The following is a 20,023-nucleotide window of genomic DNA, read 5'->3' on the forward strand; positions in this document are numbered from 1 at the left end:
ATCTCTGGCGAGATCGGCTACATTTCCAAGGCCTTAGGGTGGCACTGGCTACGCTGCGCGTTGCCAGTGCCACCCAAAAACCTAAACACAATGCGATTGCTCGACTTAAAAGCTGTACGCTCTCCGAAGCCTTAAGGGAGGCGACAGTGTTTATTTCTCGTAAATCTCGACTAATCCACGATTTACCCTCTTATGAAATTTCCCGCTAGCGACAAAAATATCGCTCTAGCAGGGAGGATCAGGAATCTGGAAAATGCCGCAGGTGTCAGGGCGGTCCGGTTCAGACGGCGATCCTGAGCACCTTTTTGAAGTTTGTTGTTAATGGCGACCGAGACGCCCTTGCATGGCGGCAAGGTAAATTCGCGGTCGTTAGCGATCCAATGTCTTTGCGGCTGAGTACCACATTTATGCGTCGGGACGATCTTCGGAACATAGTTATCATTGCTCACGTTGACCACGGAAAGACTTCGTTGGTCGATTGCTTGCTCAAACAATCTGGGCAATTCCGCGATTCTCAGTTAACTGCTGATCGCATTCTTGATAGCAACGACCTCGAGCGTGAACGTGGCATCACGATTCTCAGCAAGAACATTGCGCTCAACTACAAGGGCATCAAGATCAACATCATTGATACGCCGGGCCACGCCGATTTTGGTGGCGAGGTGGAGCGTGTGGTGCGGATGGCTGATGGTGCCTTGGTCTTGGTGGACGCGGCCGAAGGCCCGATGCCACAAACGCGATTTGTGCTCAGCAAAGCGCTCGAAGTAGGCGTCAAGCCGATTGTGGTCATCAACAAGATTGACCGTCCCGATGCTCGTTCGCACGAAGCGCTCGACGAAGCCCTGGAATTGCTGGTGGACCTCGGTGGTGAAGATCACTTGGATGAATTCCATCATATCTTTGCTTCGGCTCGCGAAGGTTATGCCACGCTGGACCCGGATGTGCGCGGCACGTCGATGGAACCACTGTTGGATATGATCCTGGCATCCATCCCGGGTCCGGAAGTTGAACCGGAAGCACCTCTGCAGATGTTGGTCACCAACTTGGACTGGTCCGAGTATGTGGGACGCATCGCGATCGGACGCATTCAAGCTGGCCGGATCAAGAGCGGTCAAGCTGTGGATTTGGCGAAGGACAAAGGCGTAGTCGTTCCTGCACAAATTGCTTCGCTATCTATCTTTGACAAACTGAGCCGCGTCGAAGTAGCGGAAGCCACCGCCGGCGACGTGGTGGCCGTTGTGGGCATGGAAGATATCGAGATCGGTGACACCGTATGTGCCCGGGGTGATGTGCGACCTCTGGAGCGACTCAAAGTCGACGAACCTACGCTCGAAATGATCTTCAGCGTCAACAACTCACCGTTTGTTGGTAAAGACGGCAAGTACGTTACGACGCGTCAACTGAAGACTCGCTTGGATCGCGAACTGGAAAAGAACGTCGCACTGCGGATGTCTACGGTTGAAGGCGCGGAGGCTTATGCTGTGCGTGGACGCGGTGTATTGCACTTGGCCGTGCTGATCGAAACCATGCGCCGCGAAGGCTTCGAGATGTCGGTAGGCAAGCCGCGTGTGGTTACGCGTACCGTTAACGGCAAAGTCCACGAGCCCTTTGAGACACTAACCGTCGAAGTTCCCACGGATAAAGTCGGGCCGGTCATGGAACTGGTGGGCTATCGTCGCGGCACCGTCGAGGAAATGATTCCCCGCGGGTCTTACACGCTGCTGCGTTTCGATATTCCGGCTCGCGGTTTGATCGGCCTGCGAACCCGCTTGCTCAATGCCACTCAAGGCACAGCCATCATCCACCATCGATTCTCGGGCTATAAACCACAAGAAGGCGAAGTGCCTCATCGCACCAACGGTGTATTGGTCTCGATGGTTACAGGCAAAGCAGTTGGTTTTGCACTGTTTGGTCTACAAGAACGCAGCGAACTATTTGTCGCGCCGGGGGACGAAGTCTACGAAGGCATGATCGTAGGCGAAAACGCGCGCGATAATGACTTGGTGGTCAATCCTTGTCGCGAGAAGAAGTTGACGAACATTCGAGCTGCTGGCTCGGATGAAAACATTATTCTCAAACCGCCGCGTTTGCTGTTCCTGGAAGCCGCCCTGGAATACATCGAGGACGACGAGCTGGTCGAGATCACTCCCAAGAATATTCGCCTCCGCAAGATGCAGCTCCGCGAATCCGAACGACGCCGAGGCGGCCGCGCTGCCTCGCTGGCAAGCCAGTAACTCCTTGGAGTGCTGCGGCGAAGCCGTAGCTTTGATGTGATAACCCAACTTTACCGCAGCCTGCGCGAACCTGGGGACTTCAAACTTTCAGAATAACTCAGGCTGCGGCTTGAGACTTTACTTACATCAAAGCGGTGCCAGATGACACCGCACTCCAAAGACCTGCGCGAACTAGGTGATGCGGACATTCAGAGTGACTCCTTGGAGTGCTGCGGCGCAGCCGTAGCTTTGATGTGATAACCAAACTTTACCGCAGCCTGCGCGAACCTGGGGACTTCAAACTTTCAGAATAACTCAGGCTGCGGCTTGAGACTTTACTTACATCAAAGCGGTGCCAGATGACACCGCACTCCAAAGGTCGCGGCACTGGCCGTGCCTTTCGTCTCGGCGTAGACTAGTTCGCAGAATCATTGCGCGAGGTGACGCTGACGGGGGACACAACATGATGCGAGCTCTATTGCCGATTTGCCTGTTTCTGCTCGTCAATATTCCCATCGGGACCGCAGATGCGGAGGAACCGGCTTTTGGATTGGACCAGCGTCCAGCGTGGAGCAACAAAACACTCAACGGCTTTCCGGATCCTTTGCCGCCTTATCGCCCAGTGCGAGCTTACGGGCAGATCGAGCGCAAGGGCTTGTTGACAGTAGGCTCTTTTCCCCAGAGCCATGGGATGTGGTTGATCACCCATCGCGAAGGTTATGCCGGCCCAGGTTTCATCGAAGGCTTTCACGATGACCCAGACGCAACTGCGACTGAACCGCTGCTTGAAATACCGGAGATCATTTACGGCATTGCGTTTCATCCGCAGTTTGCCACCAATCGGCTCGTCTTCATCGGCTGCAACGGCAAATCGGACCAGCTGGACAAAGTAGCCACCAAGGTCTATCGCACTACGGTCGCCAGCGATTGGCCACCGAAGTTTGACAAGGACGGTCTCAAGCTGATCATCGAGTGGCCCTCAGATGGACACAATGGAGGTGATCTGGCCTTCGCCAACGATGGCATGTTGTATGTAACTGCTGGCGACGGCACCTCCGATTCGGATGTGAACTTGACGGGCCAAGATCTGTCGACCATCAATGGTTCGGTAATTCGCATTGACGTTGATCATGTCACAGGTGATCAGCCTTATAGCGTGCCACCTGACAATCCGTTTGTAAGTGTGCCAGGCGCACGGCCGGAGATTTGGGCGTTTGGCTTGCGCAATCCATGGCGCATGACCTACGACCGCCTGTCGGACCAGTTGTGGGTCGGCAACAACGGCCAGGACTTGTGGGAGACGGCCCACTTGATTCGCAAAGGCGAGAACTATGGCTGGAGCGTCAATGAAGGTAGTCATCCATTTCAACCGCAGCGGCAGCAAGGCCCTGCTCCGTTGGCTGCGCCCACCGTCGAACATCCTCACTCCGAAGCCCGTTCGCTGACCGGAGGAATTGTCTATCGTGGCCAGCAGTTCCCAGAGTTGGTGGGGGCTTATATCTACGGCGATTATTCAACGGGCAACATGTGGGCGGTGCGTCACGACGGACAAAGTGTGCTGTGGCATAAACATATCGCGCGATCCACGCTCCAGATCGCCGGCTTCGGGACTAATACGCAAGGTGAACTCTTGATTGCGGATCATGAAGGTGGTTTGTATCAACTGGAGATCCAACCACCACAGGACCAATCGCAGCCCTTCCCTACTCTTCTCAGCCAGACTGAACTCTATTCCAACATCGCGCAAGGCACGCTCGGCGCTGGTCTCGTTTCTTACTCGGTTCAGTCGCCGCTGTGGTCCGATGGAGCGAGCAAGGGTCGCGCGATGGCAGTTCCCACCGAGGGCCAGATCGAAGGCACCGAGAACTGGGGCTGGAATTTTCCTAGCGGCAGCGTGCTCGTCAAGACCTTCTCGTTACCGATCGCGAGTGGCAACAAAGTTGTCGACCAGCGCATCGAAACGCGAATTATGACGAAGGTCGACAAGGAGTGGTTCGGTTATTCGTATCGCTGGAACGAAGAGCAAACCGATGCGACGCTGGTGCCTGCTGCCGGCACAAATCAAACGTTCCGCGTCAGCCATACTCGTGATAGTCACCAGGTGACCGAGCAACCGTGGCGATATCCCAGCCGTACCGAATGTATGGTCTGCCATTCGCGCGCAGCCAATTACGTGCTGGGTTTGTCGACTGCGCAAATGAACCACGTGCACGATTATGGTGGCATCCAAGACAATCAATTGCGAACGTTGGCCCATATCGGCATGCTGAAGATGCCCGACAGCACGGATCAATCGTCGGCAACCGGCCAATTGCCCAAAGCCAGTGGCGAGTATCCACAGTTGGCTGATCCTGCCGACACGTCCCAACCCCTCGAGGCGCGCGTGCGAGCTTATCTGCATGCCAATTGTGCTCACTGTCATACGGAAGCAGGTGGTGGCAATTCCAAAATGGAATTATCAGCGCATACGTTGTTAGACAAGATGCGCATCCTGGACGCCTCGCCCCAACATGATGCCTTCAAGATCCCCGAGGCTCGCTTGGTTGCACCTGGCGCAGCCGAGCGCTCGCTATTGCCTATTCGCATGCAGCGTCGTGGTCCAGGCCAAATGCCACCGCTAGCCACGTTCAATGTAGATCAACAAGGGCTGGAATTGATGCAGCAATGGATCAATGGCCAAGCGGCCCAATAAACGGATCCAGTAAACTTGTGTCGTTCCAATCTTTTGTTGCAGTCACGGCGCTCAAAACATGCCAACTTGGATAGCACTCTTTCGCGGCATCAACGTTGGCGGCAAGAACATGTTGCCAATGGCCAAGCTGAAAGTGGAACTAGAGTCCCTCAAGCTGACCAACGTGCGTACGTACATTCAGAGCGGTAACGTGCTGTTCGATTGTGGCCGCGAGTCGAAAGCCAAGTTGACGCAGAAGATTGTCGAACTTGTCGACCAGCATCACGGATTCCGGCCAGCTGTGTTGCTATTGACGAGCGATGAAATGCAGAGGGCTCTGGACCAGAATCCCTACCCCGATGCGACGAGCCAACCGACTACCTTGCACTTCTATTTTCTGGCCAGCCCCGCCAGCAAACCAAATTTGAAAGCTCTCGAGCAGCTCAAACTGGCGAGCGAGAGTTTTAAATTGACAGACGCAGTGTTGTACCTGCACACCCCGGATGGTCTCGGGCGTTCGAAGCTGGCCGCAGCCGTAGAAAAACATCTCGGCGTTACCACCACCGCGCGCAACTATCGCACGGTCGAAAAGCTGCACGGGATGTGTGCCTGACCCCGTAGCCGAAGTCGCCAGACTTTGGACGCGTAATGTTAGATCGTCCAAAGTCTGGCGACTTCGGCTACGGGGTCACACTGGGGCTATTGAAGCTTCCAAGACTCGTTGGCGGCGGACTTTGCGGACTACGATTCGGTAGCCTTCGTGGATGATCTCTTCGCCACCGGTAGGGATGCGGCCGATACGCTGTTGAATCCAGCTGGATAGGTTATGAACTTCAGCACCTCCGTCGAGGGCTTTCAGATCTTGGCCAGTCAAGTCTCGGAATCTCAAGGGGCTCAGTCCGCCACCTACTACCCAACCATTACCGGCTTTCAGCACATGCAGAGGCAAAAGATCATATTCATCCTGAATGTCCCCGATCAGCTCTTCCATGATGTCTTCGAGCGTAATCATGCCCAAGACGTTTTGTTTGTGATCGCGCACCAGAGCGATGTGCGTGTGTTCACGCATTAGTTGTTCCAGCGCGATCGATATCGGCAAGTCTTCATATAGACTCGGGATACCGCGCACGATTGAGCGAATCGATGGTTCGCTGGGACTGTTCTTCAGAACTGCGATGATATCTTTGAAGGTCACGTAGCCCACGATCGTCTGGGGATCACCCGTCACTTCGGCAACTGGAAATCGCGTGTGCATGTCCAAATGCGCGGCCAGCAGCGTTGCCGAGATGGAATCACCCAAGTTCAACATGCTGATATGTTCAGCCGGCAACATGATTTCGCGCAGTTGACGGCTGGAGAGTCTGGCAGCCCCCAGAATGATATTTTCTTCGCGAGCGCCGATCAGGCGCGAGGTGCGTGCCAGGCTGGCGATGGCTCGCAACTCTTGCAATTCAGCCGCTTCGGAACGTTGGCTGCCGGGAGTGCGCGGCCGCCAGAAATGTTCGACAAAGTCCATGATATACGAAGCGGATGTTTCGAGCGTCCAGACCAACGGCCAGGCAGCCATCGAGAATCCCCACATCGCCGGCGACAGCCGCAAACAGACCCACTCTTTGTGTCGCAGGGCGAAGAGCTTCGGCACCAACTCACCGACCACAATCGTGACAACGGTCAGCGGGACCACCACTAGAGTGATGGCCAGCGCATCGGCCATGGTGTCACCCAGTCCCCAGTTCTTCAGGATCGGCGCGATATCTTCGCCGGCACTAGCACCACTGGTGGCGCCCGCGATCAAGCCGACCAGCGTTATACCCAGTTGAACCACAGCCAGACTGCGCTCGATGCCTTCCTTCATTTCCAACGCGGCTCGGGCACCAGAGCGATTGTCGTTGATCAACACGTGCAAACGCGAGACCGAGATTGAAGCTAAGGCAATCTCGTAGGCTGCAAAGACCGCGTTCACCAGCACCATCGCCAGAACGACTAACAGTTCCAAACTTGCCATGCCAGTGAGTTAAGACTTGAATTATGAATTGCGAGAATTGAAATCTGAGGATCGTAGAATGAGAACTTAAGCGTGAAACTCAAGCATGAGATGTCCGTATCTCAAATGATAGTCTCTCCGAGACCAACCTGGTTTTGCGTCGACGAATATAATTGCAGCGCTTCTGGCAACTTGCCTTCCAAGTCAAGGGCGCGACGTTCGTCCGATGGATGCGTCGACATAAACTCAGCCGGCTTAGTCCCCGTATTGGCTCCGGCAAAACGCTTCCAGAATTTGGGGGCTTCCGTGGGATCGTAACCGGCTTGGGCCATGAGTGTCAGGCCGATCTGATCGGCTTCCAGTTCGTGCTTGCGACTGTAAGGCAACAAGAATCCGTACTCTGAGCCGATACCGTAGGCGCGGAGCGCGATGTCCTTGGTGACTTGTTCTTGATTGCGCATCACGAAACCGACCAGGCTCTGCGCACCGTTGACGGCAGCGGTTTGACTCATGCGTTCTCCGCCATGCCGCGCCAGCACGTGCGCAACTTCGTGGCTCATCACCACGGCCAATCCAGCTTCGTTTTGGCATATCGGTAGTATACCTTCGTACACGACGATCTTGCCACCAGGCAGACAGAACGCATTTTGTGTTTCGGAGGCGACCACTTTCGTTTCCCATTGATAGTCGGTGCGGCCGCTAACGCCCGAAATGCGCTGCCCTACGCGTTCGACGATTTGCTGAAAACGCACGTTCTCACTTATTTTTTCTTTGGACAAGACATCCGTGAACGCAGTCTGGCCCAGACTGACCTCTTGCGACTCAGGCACAAAGATCAGTTGTTTGCGACCCGTGTACGGCGCAGACTTGCAGCCCAGCAAACAACTGCATGTCGGCACGCTCCAGGCGAGCGTCCTTTTGAGCATCGTTCGTCGATCCATGACGAGGTCAATCCTGTTCGCGTCGAGTGTCCTGGGGTAGGATAGGGGGTAAGCGTAACTGGGCAATACTAGCCCAATGCTCCTGGGCCGCAAAGAGCGATTTGCTCGTCCTTCACATTAGCTAGCAATAAGTATTCGATGCAGTTTGCTTCCCAATCTCAGGATTTGTTGGTGGGACTGGTCGCATTGGCCTTAGGGGGTGCGGCTCTGGTGGCCGCCTGCAGTGGTGGTCGGCTGGTGCATTGGTCTGGCATCGCACAAGGCCTCGAACAAATGGGTGGCAAACGTGCGGTAGTGGTTGCGTACGCGGCGATCGGTCTGTTTTTGATGGGAGTGGGATTATCATTGCTGTTCTAACGTGGACGATTCGCCCCTGCGTAGTTCTTGCCAGTCTGCTGCTCATGCAAGTGGGCTGTGTGAAACGCGCGGAAAACGAAGTGGTTGTTTACTCAGCTGCTGACCGCGAGATCGCCACGCCCATCATGGCTGCCTTCCAGCGGCGACACCCCGAAACAACGGTCGCCGCTACCTATGACGTTGAATCCACCAAGACGGTCGGCCTGGTCAATCGCATCGAGAACGAAGCCAGCGCCCCGCGCTGCGATCTGTTCTGGAATAACGAGATCCTGCATACGTTACGACTTGAGAAAGCCGGCCTGTTGCAGAGCACATCTTGGGGCGTGCCCAGCGATTGGCCCAAGAATATGCGCTCGCCGAACAACACTTGGATCGCCTTTGCGGCTCGCGCGCGGATCTTGATCATTAATCGGCAGTTGTTGCCGGATGAAACACAATGGCCGAAATCGGTCATGGAACTGGCCGATCCGCGCTGGAATCAAAAGTGCGCGGTCGCTTTGCCCCTGTTCGGAACGACCGCCACACACTTCGCAGTCCTACAAACGAAACTCGGCGAACAACCAGCGACCGATTTCTTCACCCAAGTCAAAGACAACGCAGTGGTGCTGTCGGGTAACAAGCAAGTCGCGCTGGCCGTCTCATCGGGCCAGGTTGCCTTTGGCTTAACCGATACCGACGATGCACTGATCGAACAAGACAATGGCCTCCCGGTGGCCATCGTCTTTCCTGATCAAGCAACTGACCAACTCGGCACTTTGTTGATCCCCAACACGCTGGGCGTAGTCAAAGGAACCAAACATCCTGTGGCTGCTAAAGAACTGGCTCGCTACTTGTTAAGCGAAGACATCGAGGGCCGACTGGCAATGAGCCCCAGCGGCAACATCCCAGTTCGCCCGGGTCACCCGCAAAAATCTCGAGCCGCGCCACCGCCCGGCACGCGCTACATGGATATCGACTTTACTACGGCGGCCCAGCAATGGGAGGCCTCTAGCGCAAACCTGCGAAAGATCTATCGTGGGCAATAAGTGCTCGCCCTGTGTCGCTCTCTTGACCGCAAGTCTACTGTTAGTCAGTAGTCCATCGGTCGCGCAAACAGCTTCAACGCTGCATTTGCTGGACAAGAGTGTGCCCCAATCGTTGCTTGTAGATATCAATCCATCTGGCAGCTTTGTCTTCCAATCTCCTCAACAGCAAACTGTGGCAGAGCCCGGTGAGATTGTGTGGTGGAATCGATCCAAGGCAATTAACAGTCAAGTTTGCGTGGCCCTGGCGGACGGTTCTTGGTTGAGTGGGAGGATCGTCTGGACCTCTGACAACTCGCTGCAGCTAGCGAGCGACTGGTTTGAATCGATCGACTTGCGACTTGATCAAATTCGCGCTATCGTCACGCAGCCCTCGCCTGGCGTTCGGCAAACAATCGATTTGCAGACTCAAATGCTCCTGCACACCGGAGCCTCGGACAAGGTCTGGAAGAAGCGCGGCGAACCGATTGCGGGAGTGGTCAAGTCGAAGTTGAGCTCGTCAAAAATCACCGGCGGCCCCAGCCGACTCACCTGGTCGCTCAAACCGGAAAATAGCGACGAAAGTGTCGCGCTGCCAGACGAAGAGATCAGCGGGATCACCTTTAGCCCCGTATTACGATTGGCCCTGCCAGATAGTGCCCAGCGCACCAGCGTGACTTTGACCGATGCATCACGTCTGAAAATTCAATCGCTGAAACGCCTGGCCGATGGACGAGTTGAATTGCAACTGGACAGCAAGCTGAAACTGACAACACTTGATACTGCAGAAGAATTTGTAATGGCCTTGGTCGAAGTGGCCGGACACAACGACCGGGCCCATTGGTTGAGCGACACAGAACCCGCTCGTTATCGATTGCTGGATAGTGCCAGCCGAGTCGCCTGGCCACTGGGTAGAAACCGCGATTTGTTCGGCAAGAGGTTGTATTCTGGCGAGTTGCCCATAGAAAAAGCACTCGTTATTCATTCGCCTGCGCAAGTTGCCTATCGCTGGGATGGCAAACCCGCGACCTTCCTGGCCAACATCACTCTGTGGCGCGAGGCAACCGCAGGTTCGATACCACCAGCTCCGGGTAGCGCTAAATGCCAAGTGCTGCTCGGCAAAAACAATCAGCTATCCAGCGCCTTTCAGTCGCCCGTTCTCGACGACAGCTCAGCGCCGATCGATGTGCGTGTGGATGTCAGCGGCGCACAACTGATTGTGCTGCTGGTCGAATCCACCACCGATGGCACACTGGGTGACCACGTCCTATGGCGCGACGCCAGAGTGGTGGGAGTAAGGAGTAAGGAGTAAGGACTTCGGGTGGCACTGGCAATGCGCAGCAAAGCCAGTGCATGGAACGAAGTAGTGCAGGTGGCGAGCCCTGTCACTGTACCAATGGCAGCGAATTTTTGGATACAGCATCCCAGGTCACTGCCTGACGGGTTCGTTCCTTGGCCAATGAGCTCTGTTAGGGTACTTGGAAACTTCGGTTTCATTAGCCAAGTCAGCCGCAGGGCAAATCGTACCGCTTCGTTTGGAGCACTGGCTATGCTGCGCATTGCCAGTGCCACCCAGACCTCTTACACCTTACTCCTACCTTAATCCTTCAACACGGACTGCGCAGGCGACGAGTCTGGCGACGATCGCGGGAAACTCGGCATCCACTACTCCGCTATCAGCCAGCTCTTGCCAAGTTCGACTCTGAATCGCTGAGGCACTGCATGATTTGATCAGTACCAGTTCTCGAGCATCGACAACTGCGGCCAGATGTGCAGATAACGTGTCACTGGTGGTTTGCCAACCGATGGGCAAATCGCTTGAGCGATCATAAAAAGCTCGGACATGCACAATGCTGTTAGCACTACCGGCCTGGCACCAGGCCCGCAGGTGCTGTGCGTCTTCAATTTGCGACCACTGAGACATGGCCGACGATGCCAGTCGAAAGCTAGTGTCCATCAAATCGATACAGATCCAGTGCAGCAGGTCCTCGGGATAGGGATTGAGCTGCGCCAATTCACGCACGGCATCCACCGGTCGACCGCCACCGACCAAAACGAGCGTGCGGGCCGGTGCTTGCATCTCAAGCCAGGTATCGAGTGCACGCGCATAATCGCGCTGATCGAGCACGCTGCCACCAAGCTTGACAATGCGGATGGGTAACACTGTATATCTAATCGCGTCGACGGATCATTGGAACTGAAAATTCAGAATATCGAATAGTACTCGTGCGACTTCTTCGCGAGTGATCGGCTCAGCGGCTCGCTGTTCGATCGCGCCCAGTTGCTGAAGTAGTTCGGGCTGAATTTCGTTGCGATCGTAAAGCGCGAGCTTGCGCAGTGCATGAGCGGCTTGATCGCACGTAACATGCTCACTGGCGCGAAATTGCCTCGCATCATCTACACCGATAAATCCAGCCGCCACCGCACTATAGATCTCTTGGCCGTCGAGTGTATGCCAATCGACATCTTCGATCAGGGTAACCTTCGGATTAGTTGCATGTAGATGCGCGCTGCGCGCAAGCGCCGATGCCAGCTCACCCCGCGACATGGGTTGCTGGCCGCGAAAATTCAGCTGCTGGTCCAGTGGCATTATCCCGCGAAAGGACAAGGCCGTCATGGCCAGCGCCAACTGCCTATTCGCCGGTGCATCAGCGGGCAGATGAGAATCGGCCGGTTTCAAGCCGTTAACGATGGGCGCGATATCGACCGATACACTCAGCAGGCTATAGGTCCATTCACCGTTCATCACGCCGGTGTACGCGCGAGTCGTGTCGGTCTTGCGCAGGCCGATGCGATAGCCGTGCGACCAGTCATGATGATGCTTCAGCATGATCGAGTCTTGAAACGACTTTTGATTCTCAGCTAATCCGGCAATCAGTGCAAACTGAGCCGATCGACCGGCGGCGATATCGCTGATCAAGAAGTTACCGTTGTATTCTGCTTTTTCCAGCGTATGCAGTGGCTTGGCCGGATCGATGGTGATGGCTTCAGTTTTTGGATCGAAGGTATCGCCATCGGACAGGGCTGTTAACTGGACGCCATCAATTTTATAACCGCTGGGACCATCCAGTCCGCGCTTGGGCGTTTTGATAATCGTCACCAAACCGGCCCCCAGAACTCGACACCGGCCATTGGGTTCGACAATTAGAGCCGTATTCTCTTCGATGCCAAAACCGAATGGTACCTGGCCATGATCGACCGCGCGTATCAAGCGCGAGAGTCGCCCGCGAAAGTGATAGAAGTGCTGGTCGATGATGCCGGCATCAAAAAACCCAAAACCACGCGTAATCAGCAATCCCCGCTGACGCTGATCATGGCGTATGCCAAAGTCCAGCGTATCAAAACCTTCGTCGATCAACATGTCGGGCAATCCAGAGACTGCCAACATCGTGGCGCTCTGAGCCGATGCGCCTGCACTGGTGCCGGCGATCACGCCACCCCGCGCCCACAGCGCACGCATCTCGGCCAGCAGCGGTGTATCGCTGCCATCCGGTTTAGTCAGCGCCCTCACCAGACGACGCTGATCACCGCCTGAGATGAAGCAGCATGTCGCCTGCTTAACCTGCGCTAGTATCGCCGCATCGCTGGTCGCCGCGCGAGCATTGTGCTCGGTAACATCCAGAACTTGGGCACGCTCAGCCGGAATACCAAAAGTAGCCAGTTCCTTGGCGAACAAGTGCGAATCAGCCGTCGAGTAACTGGCCGTCGGCAGAATTACAATTTTCGAACCGTCACGTCCGCCTGAGAGTTGAATCAAAGTCTCGAACACCGGCCGGTTATCCAATCGCAGGCCACCGCCGATGATGATCAAATGCCCACCCACGGCCGACGTATCACTGGCAAAGTTCAATGGCATGTTGATCATCAGCCCAGCCAACAGTAATAAACTCTGCTTAAGCACGTCGACACATCCAATCGGAATTAAGAACCGGAACCACCCCGAAGCACGTGGACAAGTGCTTAGCCTTCTACTGCGACGGTTGCGTCGTTCGATTCTGATGTTTTGCGACTGGCCAGCAACATCATTACTCCAGTATAGATAACCACACACAAGACCAGCCATTGCACCAACGTCAGGTCCAGGCTCTTGACCAGCAAGGCTGCTATGATCACGCCTGGGATTCCTAACAGAGTCAAGCCCAGGGCTGCTGGCACGCTGTAGCTATCGCGCTGGATAAATTGCCAACTGGCTGCCGGCATCAAAAACGCGCACGAACCCATCATGATTGGGAATGCGCCTTTAGGATCCATCCCCAGTAAACTCACCATGACCATGATCGGTGCATACGCACCCACACCGATGGTCATCAGCGCACCAAAGATAACATTGCCGATGATACCGATCAGCAGTTTTCCGCCTGCCAGTCCCGTCGCCATCCCGCCCTGCGGAATCAGTTCTAGTTGCCTGGCCAACAGAATCATGGCCGCACACAACAGCGCTGCGCCCATGCCCAGTTGTACATAACGTTTGGGCAAGCGAGCCACCCAGCCAGCGCCCAACCAGGCTCCCAACACCGATGCCAAGATCAACAGCCACAACGTCAGCGAGTCGACTTGCACCGCGTTGATAAAGAAGAACGCTTGAGCTACCGTGGGCAAAGCATGTCCCACGTTTAACGTGCCGGGTATCAAACGATCGTCGACCGCTTTGACCGGTCGATACATGGCTGTCGTTATCGCAAACGAACCGATGCCTAGCGTATCAAGAAAGTCGGTAATGAATCCGACGAGCGCATGATACCAAGTCGGCATCTGCCACTGCCGCCGCTGCGTAAGCGTATAAAACCAAGTGACCGCATAGAGACCTGCGATGATCGCCAGAAACGAGATCAAAACCAGTTTAGCGGTCGCCATAAACGGTCCTTGACTGTTATTTTGAAAGTAGCCGTTTCAATTTTCAGTTTCAGTGTTTGGTATTCATACTTCCAGGCAGGCGCCCACTTTCTCGATCAACTCCGTGGCCGAGTCACGCCAGTGAACTTCAAACTTTTCTTCAGTCTTGAGGTTCTTGATCTGGCAGTTGCCTTTGGCCAGTTCATCGGGACCAGCGATAATGGCCGCGCGAAAACCACGCTGCGAAGCATACTTTAATTGCTGGCCCAGCTTCTTAGGATCGGGATAAACTTCCGCGCCAATACCCGCGGCCCGCAGCAGACCGGCAATTTTCAGATAGTCGTGAAAGCCGCTTTTCTCGAAATAGGTCACGAGCACCGGTGCAGCCGCGCGGATCGGTTCGATGCGCCCCAGTGATTCCATGGCCGCCAACAAGCGATCCAGTCCTAGCGACGCGCCAATGCCAGGCAAATGCTGCTTGGTGTACAGTTCGGCCAGGTTATCGTACCGACCACCTGAACAAATGCTGCCGATGCTGGGTAGATCTTTTAGCACGGTTTCGTAAATGACACCGGTGTAATAGTCGAGTCCGCGGGCGATGCTGACGTCTAGTTGAAATCGCTCTTCCGAAATTCCGCATGACTTCAGTGCGGCTACCAGTTCCGACAAGCGTTCGATCCCAGCCATGCCCATGTCATTGCCCGTCAGCAACTCCGTCAATTGCTGCAAGACCGACTCGGCTGAACCGCGGATACCGGCGAACTGCAGAATCTGGCTGGCTTGCTGATCATTGACACCAGCGGTCTGTGCCATCTCGGCCATCACGCCCGCCGCCTGGATCTTCTCGAGCTTATCGAGGGCCCGCAGAATGGGAACGCTCTTGTCCGCCAGGTCGAGCTTGTTGAGCAAACCGTTCAGCACTTGCCGGTTATTGATGCGCAGCGAGAACTCACCCACATTAATGGCCACCAGCAAATCATGGATGACCAAAGCAGTTTCGATATCCGCCGCTACCGACTCAGTGCCAATCGTATCGAAATCACACTGGACGAATTCACGAAAGCGACCTGCCTGCGGACGTTCACCGCGCCACACAGGAGCAATGTGATAACGTTTGAATGGCAAGCCCAACGTGCTGGCATGCTGAGCGGCAAAACGCGCTAGCGGCACCGTTAGATCAAAACGCAAACCGACTTGCCTACCCCCGTTGTCTTCGAACCGATAGATCTGCCGATCGGTTTCATCGCTGCCTTTACCCAACAGTACTTCCAGCAGTTCCAGCGCCGGCGTATCGATGGGACAGAAGCCGTAGCTGCGGTAGACTCGGCGCGCGGTCTCCATCAACTTCTCGCGCGGCATCATCGTTTCGGGCAGATAATCGCGAAATCCCTGTAGCGTCCGTGGCTCAATTCGCTGGTTCATTGGGGGTTATGGTTCGGCTGTTAAATTTTTAAGGTGTTGTGGGCGTGTGAAACTACGCCAGGATCGGCAGTAGTTCGGGTTCGGGCGAGCGGATGTTGTCCAGCTTGGTGTGTTGCAATGTAGCCTCGACGTACTCAACCACCTGCTCAGCCGTTTCAAAGTAGTGATCGTACACGCCATCGTCGTCGAACTCGCACGCATCGGTGGTGTAATCACGGCAAATTTGGGGACGCGTCGCGTAAATCCCACAGCGATTATCGCTCTGCAAATGTTTGCACGTTGTATGGACCAACAGGTACCAACTGTCATCTTCCACGAACACGGTGGCTCGATCGTGCAGCAGGTACCAGCGCATAAAATCGAAATCGCGATGCTCTTCCGGCTTGTCGATCGCCAGGGCAAAGTAACGGCAACATTTGGCGGGGCAGTGATCGCATAAGCAATCGCCGGCAGGCACATTATCGCGACACATGCGATTCTTAACCACGTTCATCTCCTTACTACTTGGCATGACAACTGGGCAACGTGTGGCAACTTGGGCAGAGTATGACTGGACTTGCCCCCCGAGTCTAGCAGCCCAAGCGTCAACTGCCGACCCGTTACTCCGCGAAGTGATAGCGACGACCATTGTAGCCACGATAAAGCGAGAGTATCATCCATTCGTTTCCTCCGTAGCCACCGTCGCCAGACGGTGGATTTGCCTGTCACTAGACGCCGAAATGCTTGACGCATTCCGCTACCTTAGACCAATTGCCGAAATGCTTGACGCATTCCGCTACCTCAAACCATTTGAGAACTATGACAGCACTTGATCTAGCTAAGGAACAATACGCATCGATTGGCGTCGACGTCGAAGCGGCATTGTCCCGGCTGGGTGGGATTTCGATTTCGCTGCATTGTTGGCAAGGTGATGATGTTGGCGGTTTTGAGAACCTGGGCAGCGAGCTAGGCGGCGGCCTGGCTGTGACCGGGGCTTATCCAGGCAAAGCTCGAACTCCCGGTGAACTGCGATGCGATCTGGAGCTAGCGCTGCAACTGATACCGGGCCGACATCGCCTCAACCTTCATGCCAGCTACGGCGAATATGGTGGTCAGTCGATCGAGCGTAATTGCATCGAGCCGAGGCACTTTCAAGGTTGGATCGATTGGGCCAGCCAGCGCGGCTTGGGCCTGGATTTTAATCCGACCTACTTCGGCCATCCGCTGGCGGCCAGCGGTCAAACGCTGACCCATATCGATAAATCCATTCGACAGTATTGGATCGAACATGGTCAAGCGTCGCGGCGCATCGCGAATGTCATGGGCCAACAATTGGGCTCACCGTGCATTCACAATGTGTGGATTCCCGATGGTTGTAAAGAGACCCCCATCGATCGCCAGGGGCCGCGAGCCATGCTGGTTGAGTCGCTCGACCAGCTCTTCAGCCAACCGCTGGACTCCAAGTTCGTGCGCGATGCGGTCGAGTGCAAACTGTTCGGGCTGGGGTCCGAAAGTTATGTAGTCGGTTCCCACGAGTTCTATCTGGGTTATGCCATCGCGCGCAACAAGCTATTGTGCCTGGATGCCGGCCATTTTCATCCGACCGAAGTCATCTCCGACAAGATTTCATCCACGCTGCTGTGGGTCGATGAACTGCTGCTGCACGTTAGTCGCGGAGTGCGCTGGGATAGCGATCATGTAGTCGTACTGAGTGACGAGCTGCTGGCAATTGCCCAAGAAATCGTGCGCGGTAACTGCTTGTCGCGAGTGCACATTGGGCTGGACTACTTCGATGCCAGTATCAATCGCGTAGCCGCCTGGGTGATTGGTACTCGCAATATGCAGAAGGCTCTGTTGGCTGCGCTGCTGGAACCGATCCAGGCATGGCGCGAGTTGGAGTTGGCCGGCGATACCACTGCCCGTCTGGCCTTGCTTGAGGAACAAAAGAGCCTGCCGTGGGGAGTGGTGTGGGCAGAATTTTGTCATCGGCATGATGTGCCAGCGGGTCGCCAATGGCTCGATCAAGTCCGACACTACGAACAAACGGTGCAGACCCAACGAAGGTAGACCTCAGCGCAACTATGACTGCCCTAACCAATTCCACGATCGCCTTGCGCGTGCAGCATGTATCGAAGTCCTTTGGACCGGTACAAGCCCTGCGCGATGTGTCGATGGAAGTCGCGCGGGGCGAAGTTCATGCACTGGTGGGCGAAAATGGCGCGGGCAAATCAACGCTGATCAAAATTATCACTGGCGCCTATCGACCCGATGCCGGTCAAGTCGAAATTGGCGGCCAGCCCGTCGCCCAGTTTCATCCGACGGTCAGCAAACAACTAGGCGTGGCCGCTGTTTATCAACAACCCACGCTGTTTCCCGATCTGTCGGTAGCCGAAAATTTAGCTTACGGCGTCGAACCACTTTCCGCTTGGCGACTGATCAATTGGCCTAGCCGACGACGACGCGCCAAAGAGTTACTGGAGCGGATCGGAGCCCAGATCAACCCTGATTGGCCTGCGCGAGCGCTCAGCATGCCTCAGCAACAGCTAGTGGAAATCGCCCGCGCCATAGGCAGCGATGCTCAGCTGATTATCATGGACGAACCCACTGCGTCACTCAACACTCGCGAAGTCCAGCAGTTGATGACCGTCATCCAACAACTTCAATCCAGCCACATAGGGATCATCTATGTGTCGCATCGTTTGGAGGAACTAGCCAACATCGCGCAGCGGGTTACGGTGCTCCGCGACGGCGCCTGGGTGGATACGCGGCCAGCCAGTGAAGTTACACCCACTGAGTTAATACGTTTGATGGTCGGTCGTGACATATCGGCGGTCTTTCCGAAAAGTACCGTGACAATTGGCCAGGAGCGGTTATCGGTGGAGGCGCTCACATCTGCAGCCGCGGGCATTCGCGATGTATCACTAAAGGTGCGCGCAGGCGAGATCGTCGGCTTGGGCGGTCTGATGGGTGCAGGTCGAACAGAGCTCGCCCAGGTGCTTTTCGGCATCTGCCCGGCAGATACCGGCAAAGTTGAAATCGATGGCCAGGCAGTCAGCATCACATCACCGGCCGAGGCTATCGGCCTTGGCCTGGCCTATGTACCCGAGGACCGTCGTCGACATGGCGTCATCCCCGAGATGCCCATCGCCACCAATGTCACGCTTGGTTTGCTGGATACAGCCCAGTCGAGCAGTTTTATCTCTGCCAGCGGCATCGACTTCGCCAAAGAGAATGCCGTAGCCAGCGAAGCCGTCGAGCGTATGAAAGTGAAAACGCCATCGATTGCATATACGGTAGAAACATTGTCCGGTGGCAACCAACAAAAGGTGGCACTCGGTCGTTGGCTGGCCACCAAGCCTCGCGTGTTGATTCTGGATGAACCGACCCAAGGTATCGATGTCGGAGCCAAGTCGGAGATTCATCGCTTGATGAGCGAACTGGCCGGACAAGGCTTGGCCATTCTGCTCATCTCTTCAGAGATCTTGGAGTTGCTCGGCATGTGCGATCGCATCGCCGTAATGCGCGAAGGCACGATCAGTGGCACGCTGAAACGCGAGGATGCTACTGCCGAGCGCATCATGGAGCTCGCTTTGCCATGAGTGCCATCGAAATTCCGCAAACTGCGCGAGCGCAGCACTCCAGCAGTAGCCGACAGTGGTCGATCACCGCGGCGATCATCGCGATCCTGCTACTGATGGCTGTAACCGCGCCCGCCTTCTTTCGACCCGAACATTTGCGTGACAAGTTGGTGGCCAATGCGCCAGTGCTGGTAGCAGCCCTGGGCATGACGCTGGTAATACTCGCGCGACAAATCGACATTTCAATTGGTTCGCAGTTGAGCGTCTGCAGTGTTGTCTGCGCACTGGTGGCTCAGCACGACTGGCCCATGGTGGTGGTCATTGCCAGCGCGATCCTCAGCGGCGCAGTTATGGGACTATTCAATGGCTACATGATCGCGTATCTGAAGTTGCCAGCCATCGTTGTTACGCTGGCCACCATGGTTATCTTTCGTGAATCGCTGCGCTGGTACCGCGAAGGCGAATTCGTGCGCGGGGTACAAGATAAACTGCAGTGGTTCGGGACCGATCAACAAACCGGACCTTGGATTATTCTGGCAGTCGCCTTGTTAGTGTTTATCATCTTGACAATCGCGCTCCAATATTTCCCCGCTGGTCGGAGCGTGGTTGCGGTCGGTTCCAATCAAGAAGCTGCGCGATTAGTAGGAATCCGTCCGCAGCGCGTTTTGCTGTTGGTGTTTTTGCTGATGGGTGCCCTAACCGGATTGGCGGCACTGTTGGGTGCTACGCGTTTTGGAGATATCGATCCCAATTCAGGCAACGGATTGGAACTGCAAGTCATCGCCGCTGTGGTCATCGGTGGTACGTCAATTTCGGGCGGACGTGGATCGCTGCTGGGAACTGTGTTAGGCGTGATCCTACTGGGGCTGATCGGTCCGGCGCTAGTGTTCTTGCATATTCAACCGCAATGGGAAAAGGCGCTCCAAGGCCTAATCATCCTGGCCGCCGTAGCCACCGACCGCAGTAACCGCGAATAAGACTTCAGACTTCAGACCTCAGACTTCAATCTCCAATCTTCAATCTTCAATCTTCAATCTTCAATCT

16 protein-coding genes are annotated in these 20,023 nt (G+C 55.4%); 9 read left to right on the forward strand and 7 right to left on the reverse strand.

The window, feature by feature from the left end; genetic code table 11:
- Window positions 1–407: 407 nt before the first annotated feature.
- From typA to SH573x_RS20365, 3 genes are all read left to right on the forward strand, one after another.
- Window positions 408–2,234 (forward strand): translational GTPase TypA, encoded by a 1,827-nt coding sequence (gene typA / locus SH573x_RS20355; protein ID WP_479349584.1) that lies wholly within the window; start codon window positions 408–410, stop codon window positions 2,232–2,234.
- A gap of 442 nt (window positions 2,235–2,676) precedes the next feature.
- Complete coding sequence (locus tag SH573x_RS20360) at window positions 2,677–4,905, forward strand: PQQ-dependent sugar dehydrogenase (RefSeq protein WP_479349585.1); 2,229 nt, start codon at window positions 2,677–2,679, stop codon at window positions 4,903–4,905.
- 58 nt (window positions 4,906–4,963) lie between these two features.
- On the forward strand, window positions 4,964–5,497 hold the full coding sequence (locus tag SH573x_RS20365) for a DUF1697 domain-containing protein (protein ID WP_479349586.1): 534 nt from the start codon (window positions 4,964–4,966) through the stop codon (window positions 5,495–5,497).
- Between the two features lie 75 nt (window positions 5,498–5,572).
- Here SH573x_RS20365 and SH573x_RS20370 read toward each other — a convergent pair whose 3' ends face one another.
- Together SH573x_RS20370 and SH573x_RS20375 are read right to left on the reverse strand one after the other, a co-directional pair.
- Window positions 5,573–6,889: a hemolysin family protein gene (locus SH573x_RS20370; RefSeq protein ID WP_479349587.1), complete on the reverse strand. Its 1,317-nt coding sequence runs from the start codon at window positions 6,887–6,889 to the stop codon at window positions 5,573–5,575.
- A 101-nt stretch (window positions 6,890–6,990) separates the two neighbouring features.
- Complete coding sequence (locus tag SH573x_RS20375; RefSeq protein WP_479349588.1) at window positions 6,991–7,809, reverse strand: M48 family metallopeptidase; 819 nt, start codon at window positions 7,807–7,809, stop codon at window positions 6,991–6,993.
- Between the two features lie 138 nt (window positions 7,810–7,947).
- On the opposite strand from SH573x_RS20375, the gene SH573x_RS20380 reads away from it, so the two are divergent.
- Genes SH573x_RS20380 through SH573x_RS20390 form a run of 3 tightly spaced genes read left to right on the forward strand, consistent with a single transcriptional unit; the run spans window position 7,948 to window position 10,479 of the window.
- On the forward strand, window positions 7,948–8,166 hold the full coding sequence (locus SH573x_RS20380) for a hypothetical protein (protein ID WP_479349589.1): 219 nt from the start codon (window positions 7,948–7,950) through the stop codon (window positions 8,164–8,166).
- A gap of 59 nt (window positions 8,167–8,225) precedes the next feature.
- Entirely contained in the window at window positions 8,226–9,191 is a 966-nt protein-coding gene (locus SH573x_RS20385) for an extracellular solute-binding protein (RefSeq protein ID WP_479349590.1), read from the forward strand.
- Window positions 9,192–9,213: 22 nt separating this feature from the next.
- A complete protein-coding gene (locus SH573x_RS20390) occupies window positions 9,214–10,479 on the forward strand; it encodes an NPCBM/NEW2 domain-containing protein (protein WP_479349591.1) in 1,266 nt (421 codons plus the stop codon).
- Window positions 10,480–10,761: 282 nt separating this feature from the next.
- On the opposite strand, the gene SH573x_RS20395 is transcribed toward SH573x_RS20390, so the two are convergent.
- The 5 genes from SH573x_RS20395 to SH573x_RS20415 all read right to left on the reverse strand — a co-directional run bounded on the left by SH573x_RS20395 (window position 10,762) and on the right by SH573x_RS20415 (window position 15,933).
- Window positions 10,762–11,331, reverse strand: coding sequence for a hypothetical protein (locus SH573x_RS20395; RefSeq protein ID WP_479349592.1), 570 nt, complete (start codon window positions 11,329–11,331; stop codon window positions 10,762–10,764).
- Window positions 11,332–11,355: 24 nt separating this feature from the next.
- Window positions 11,356–13,068, reverse strand: a complete 1,713-nt coding sequence (locus tag SH573x_RS20400; RefSeq protein ID WP_479349594.1) for a cyanophycinase — start codon at window positions 13,066–13,068, stop codon at window positions 11,356–11,358.
- A 59-nt stretch (window positions 13,069–13,127) separates the two neighbouring features.
- Complete coding sequence (locus tag SH573x_RS20405; RefSeq protein ID WP_479349595.1) at window positions 13,128–14,021, reverse strand: TSUP family transporter; 894 nt, start codon at window positions 14,019–14,021, stop codon at window positions 13,128–13,130.
- 63 nt (window positions 14,022–14,084) lie between these two features.
- Window positions 14,085–15,422 carry a histidine--tRNA ligase gene (gene hisS / locus SH573x_RS20410; RefSeq protein ID WP_479349596.1) on the reverse strand — a complete coding sequence of 446 codons (1,338 nt, stop codon included), beginning with the start codon at window positions 15,420–15,422 and terminating at the stop codon, window positions 14,085–14,087.
- A 52-nt stretch (window positions 15,423–15,474) separates the two neighbouring features.
- Complete coding sequence (locus SH573x_RS20415) at window positions 15,475–15,933, reverse strand: YkgJ family cysteine cluster protein (RefSeq protein ID WP_479349597.1); 459 nt, start codon at window positions 15,931–15,933, stop codon at window positions 15,475–15,477.
- Window positions 15,934–16,220: 287 nt separating this feature from the next.
- Between SH573x_RS20415 and SH573x_RS20420 the strand changes: the two genes are divergently transcribed.
- Genes SH573x_RS20420 through SH573x_RS20430 form a run of 3 tightly spaced genes read left to right on the forward strand, consistent with a single transcriptional unit; the run spans window position 16,221 to window position 19,956 of the window.
- A complete protein-coding gene (locus SH573x_RS20420; protein ID WP_479349598.1) occupies window positions 16,221–17,468 on the forward strand; it encodes an L-rhamnose isomerase in 1,248 nt (415 codons plus the stop codon).
- A gap of 14 nt (window positions 17,469–17,482) precedes the next feature.
- Window positions 17,483–19,000 carry a sugar ABC transporter ATP-binding protein gene (locus SH573x_RS20425; protein ID WP_479349600.1) on the forward strand — a complete coding sequence of 506 codons (1,518 nt, stop codon included), beginning with the start codon at window positions 17,483–17,485 and terminating at the stop codon, window positions 18,998–19,000.
- The gene (locus SH573x_RS20430; RefSeq protein ID WP_479349601.1) at window positions 18,997–19,956 is read left to right on the forward strand and encodes an ABC transporter permease; all 960 of its coding nucleotides are present in this window, start codon (window positions 18,997–18,999) and stop codon (window positions 19,954–19,956) included. Before SH573x_RS20425 ends, SH573x_RS20430 begins: the two co-directional genes overlap by 4 nt.
- Window positions 19,957–20,023: the final 67 nt, after the last annotated feature.

The sequence above is a fragment of the Rania fehmarnensis genome, from assembly GCF_056494185.1.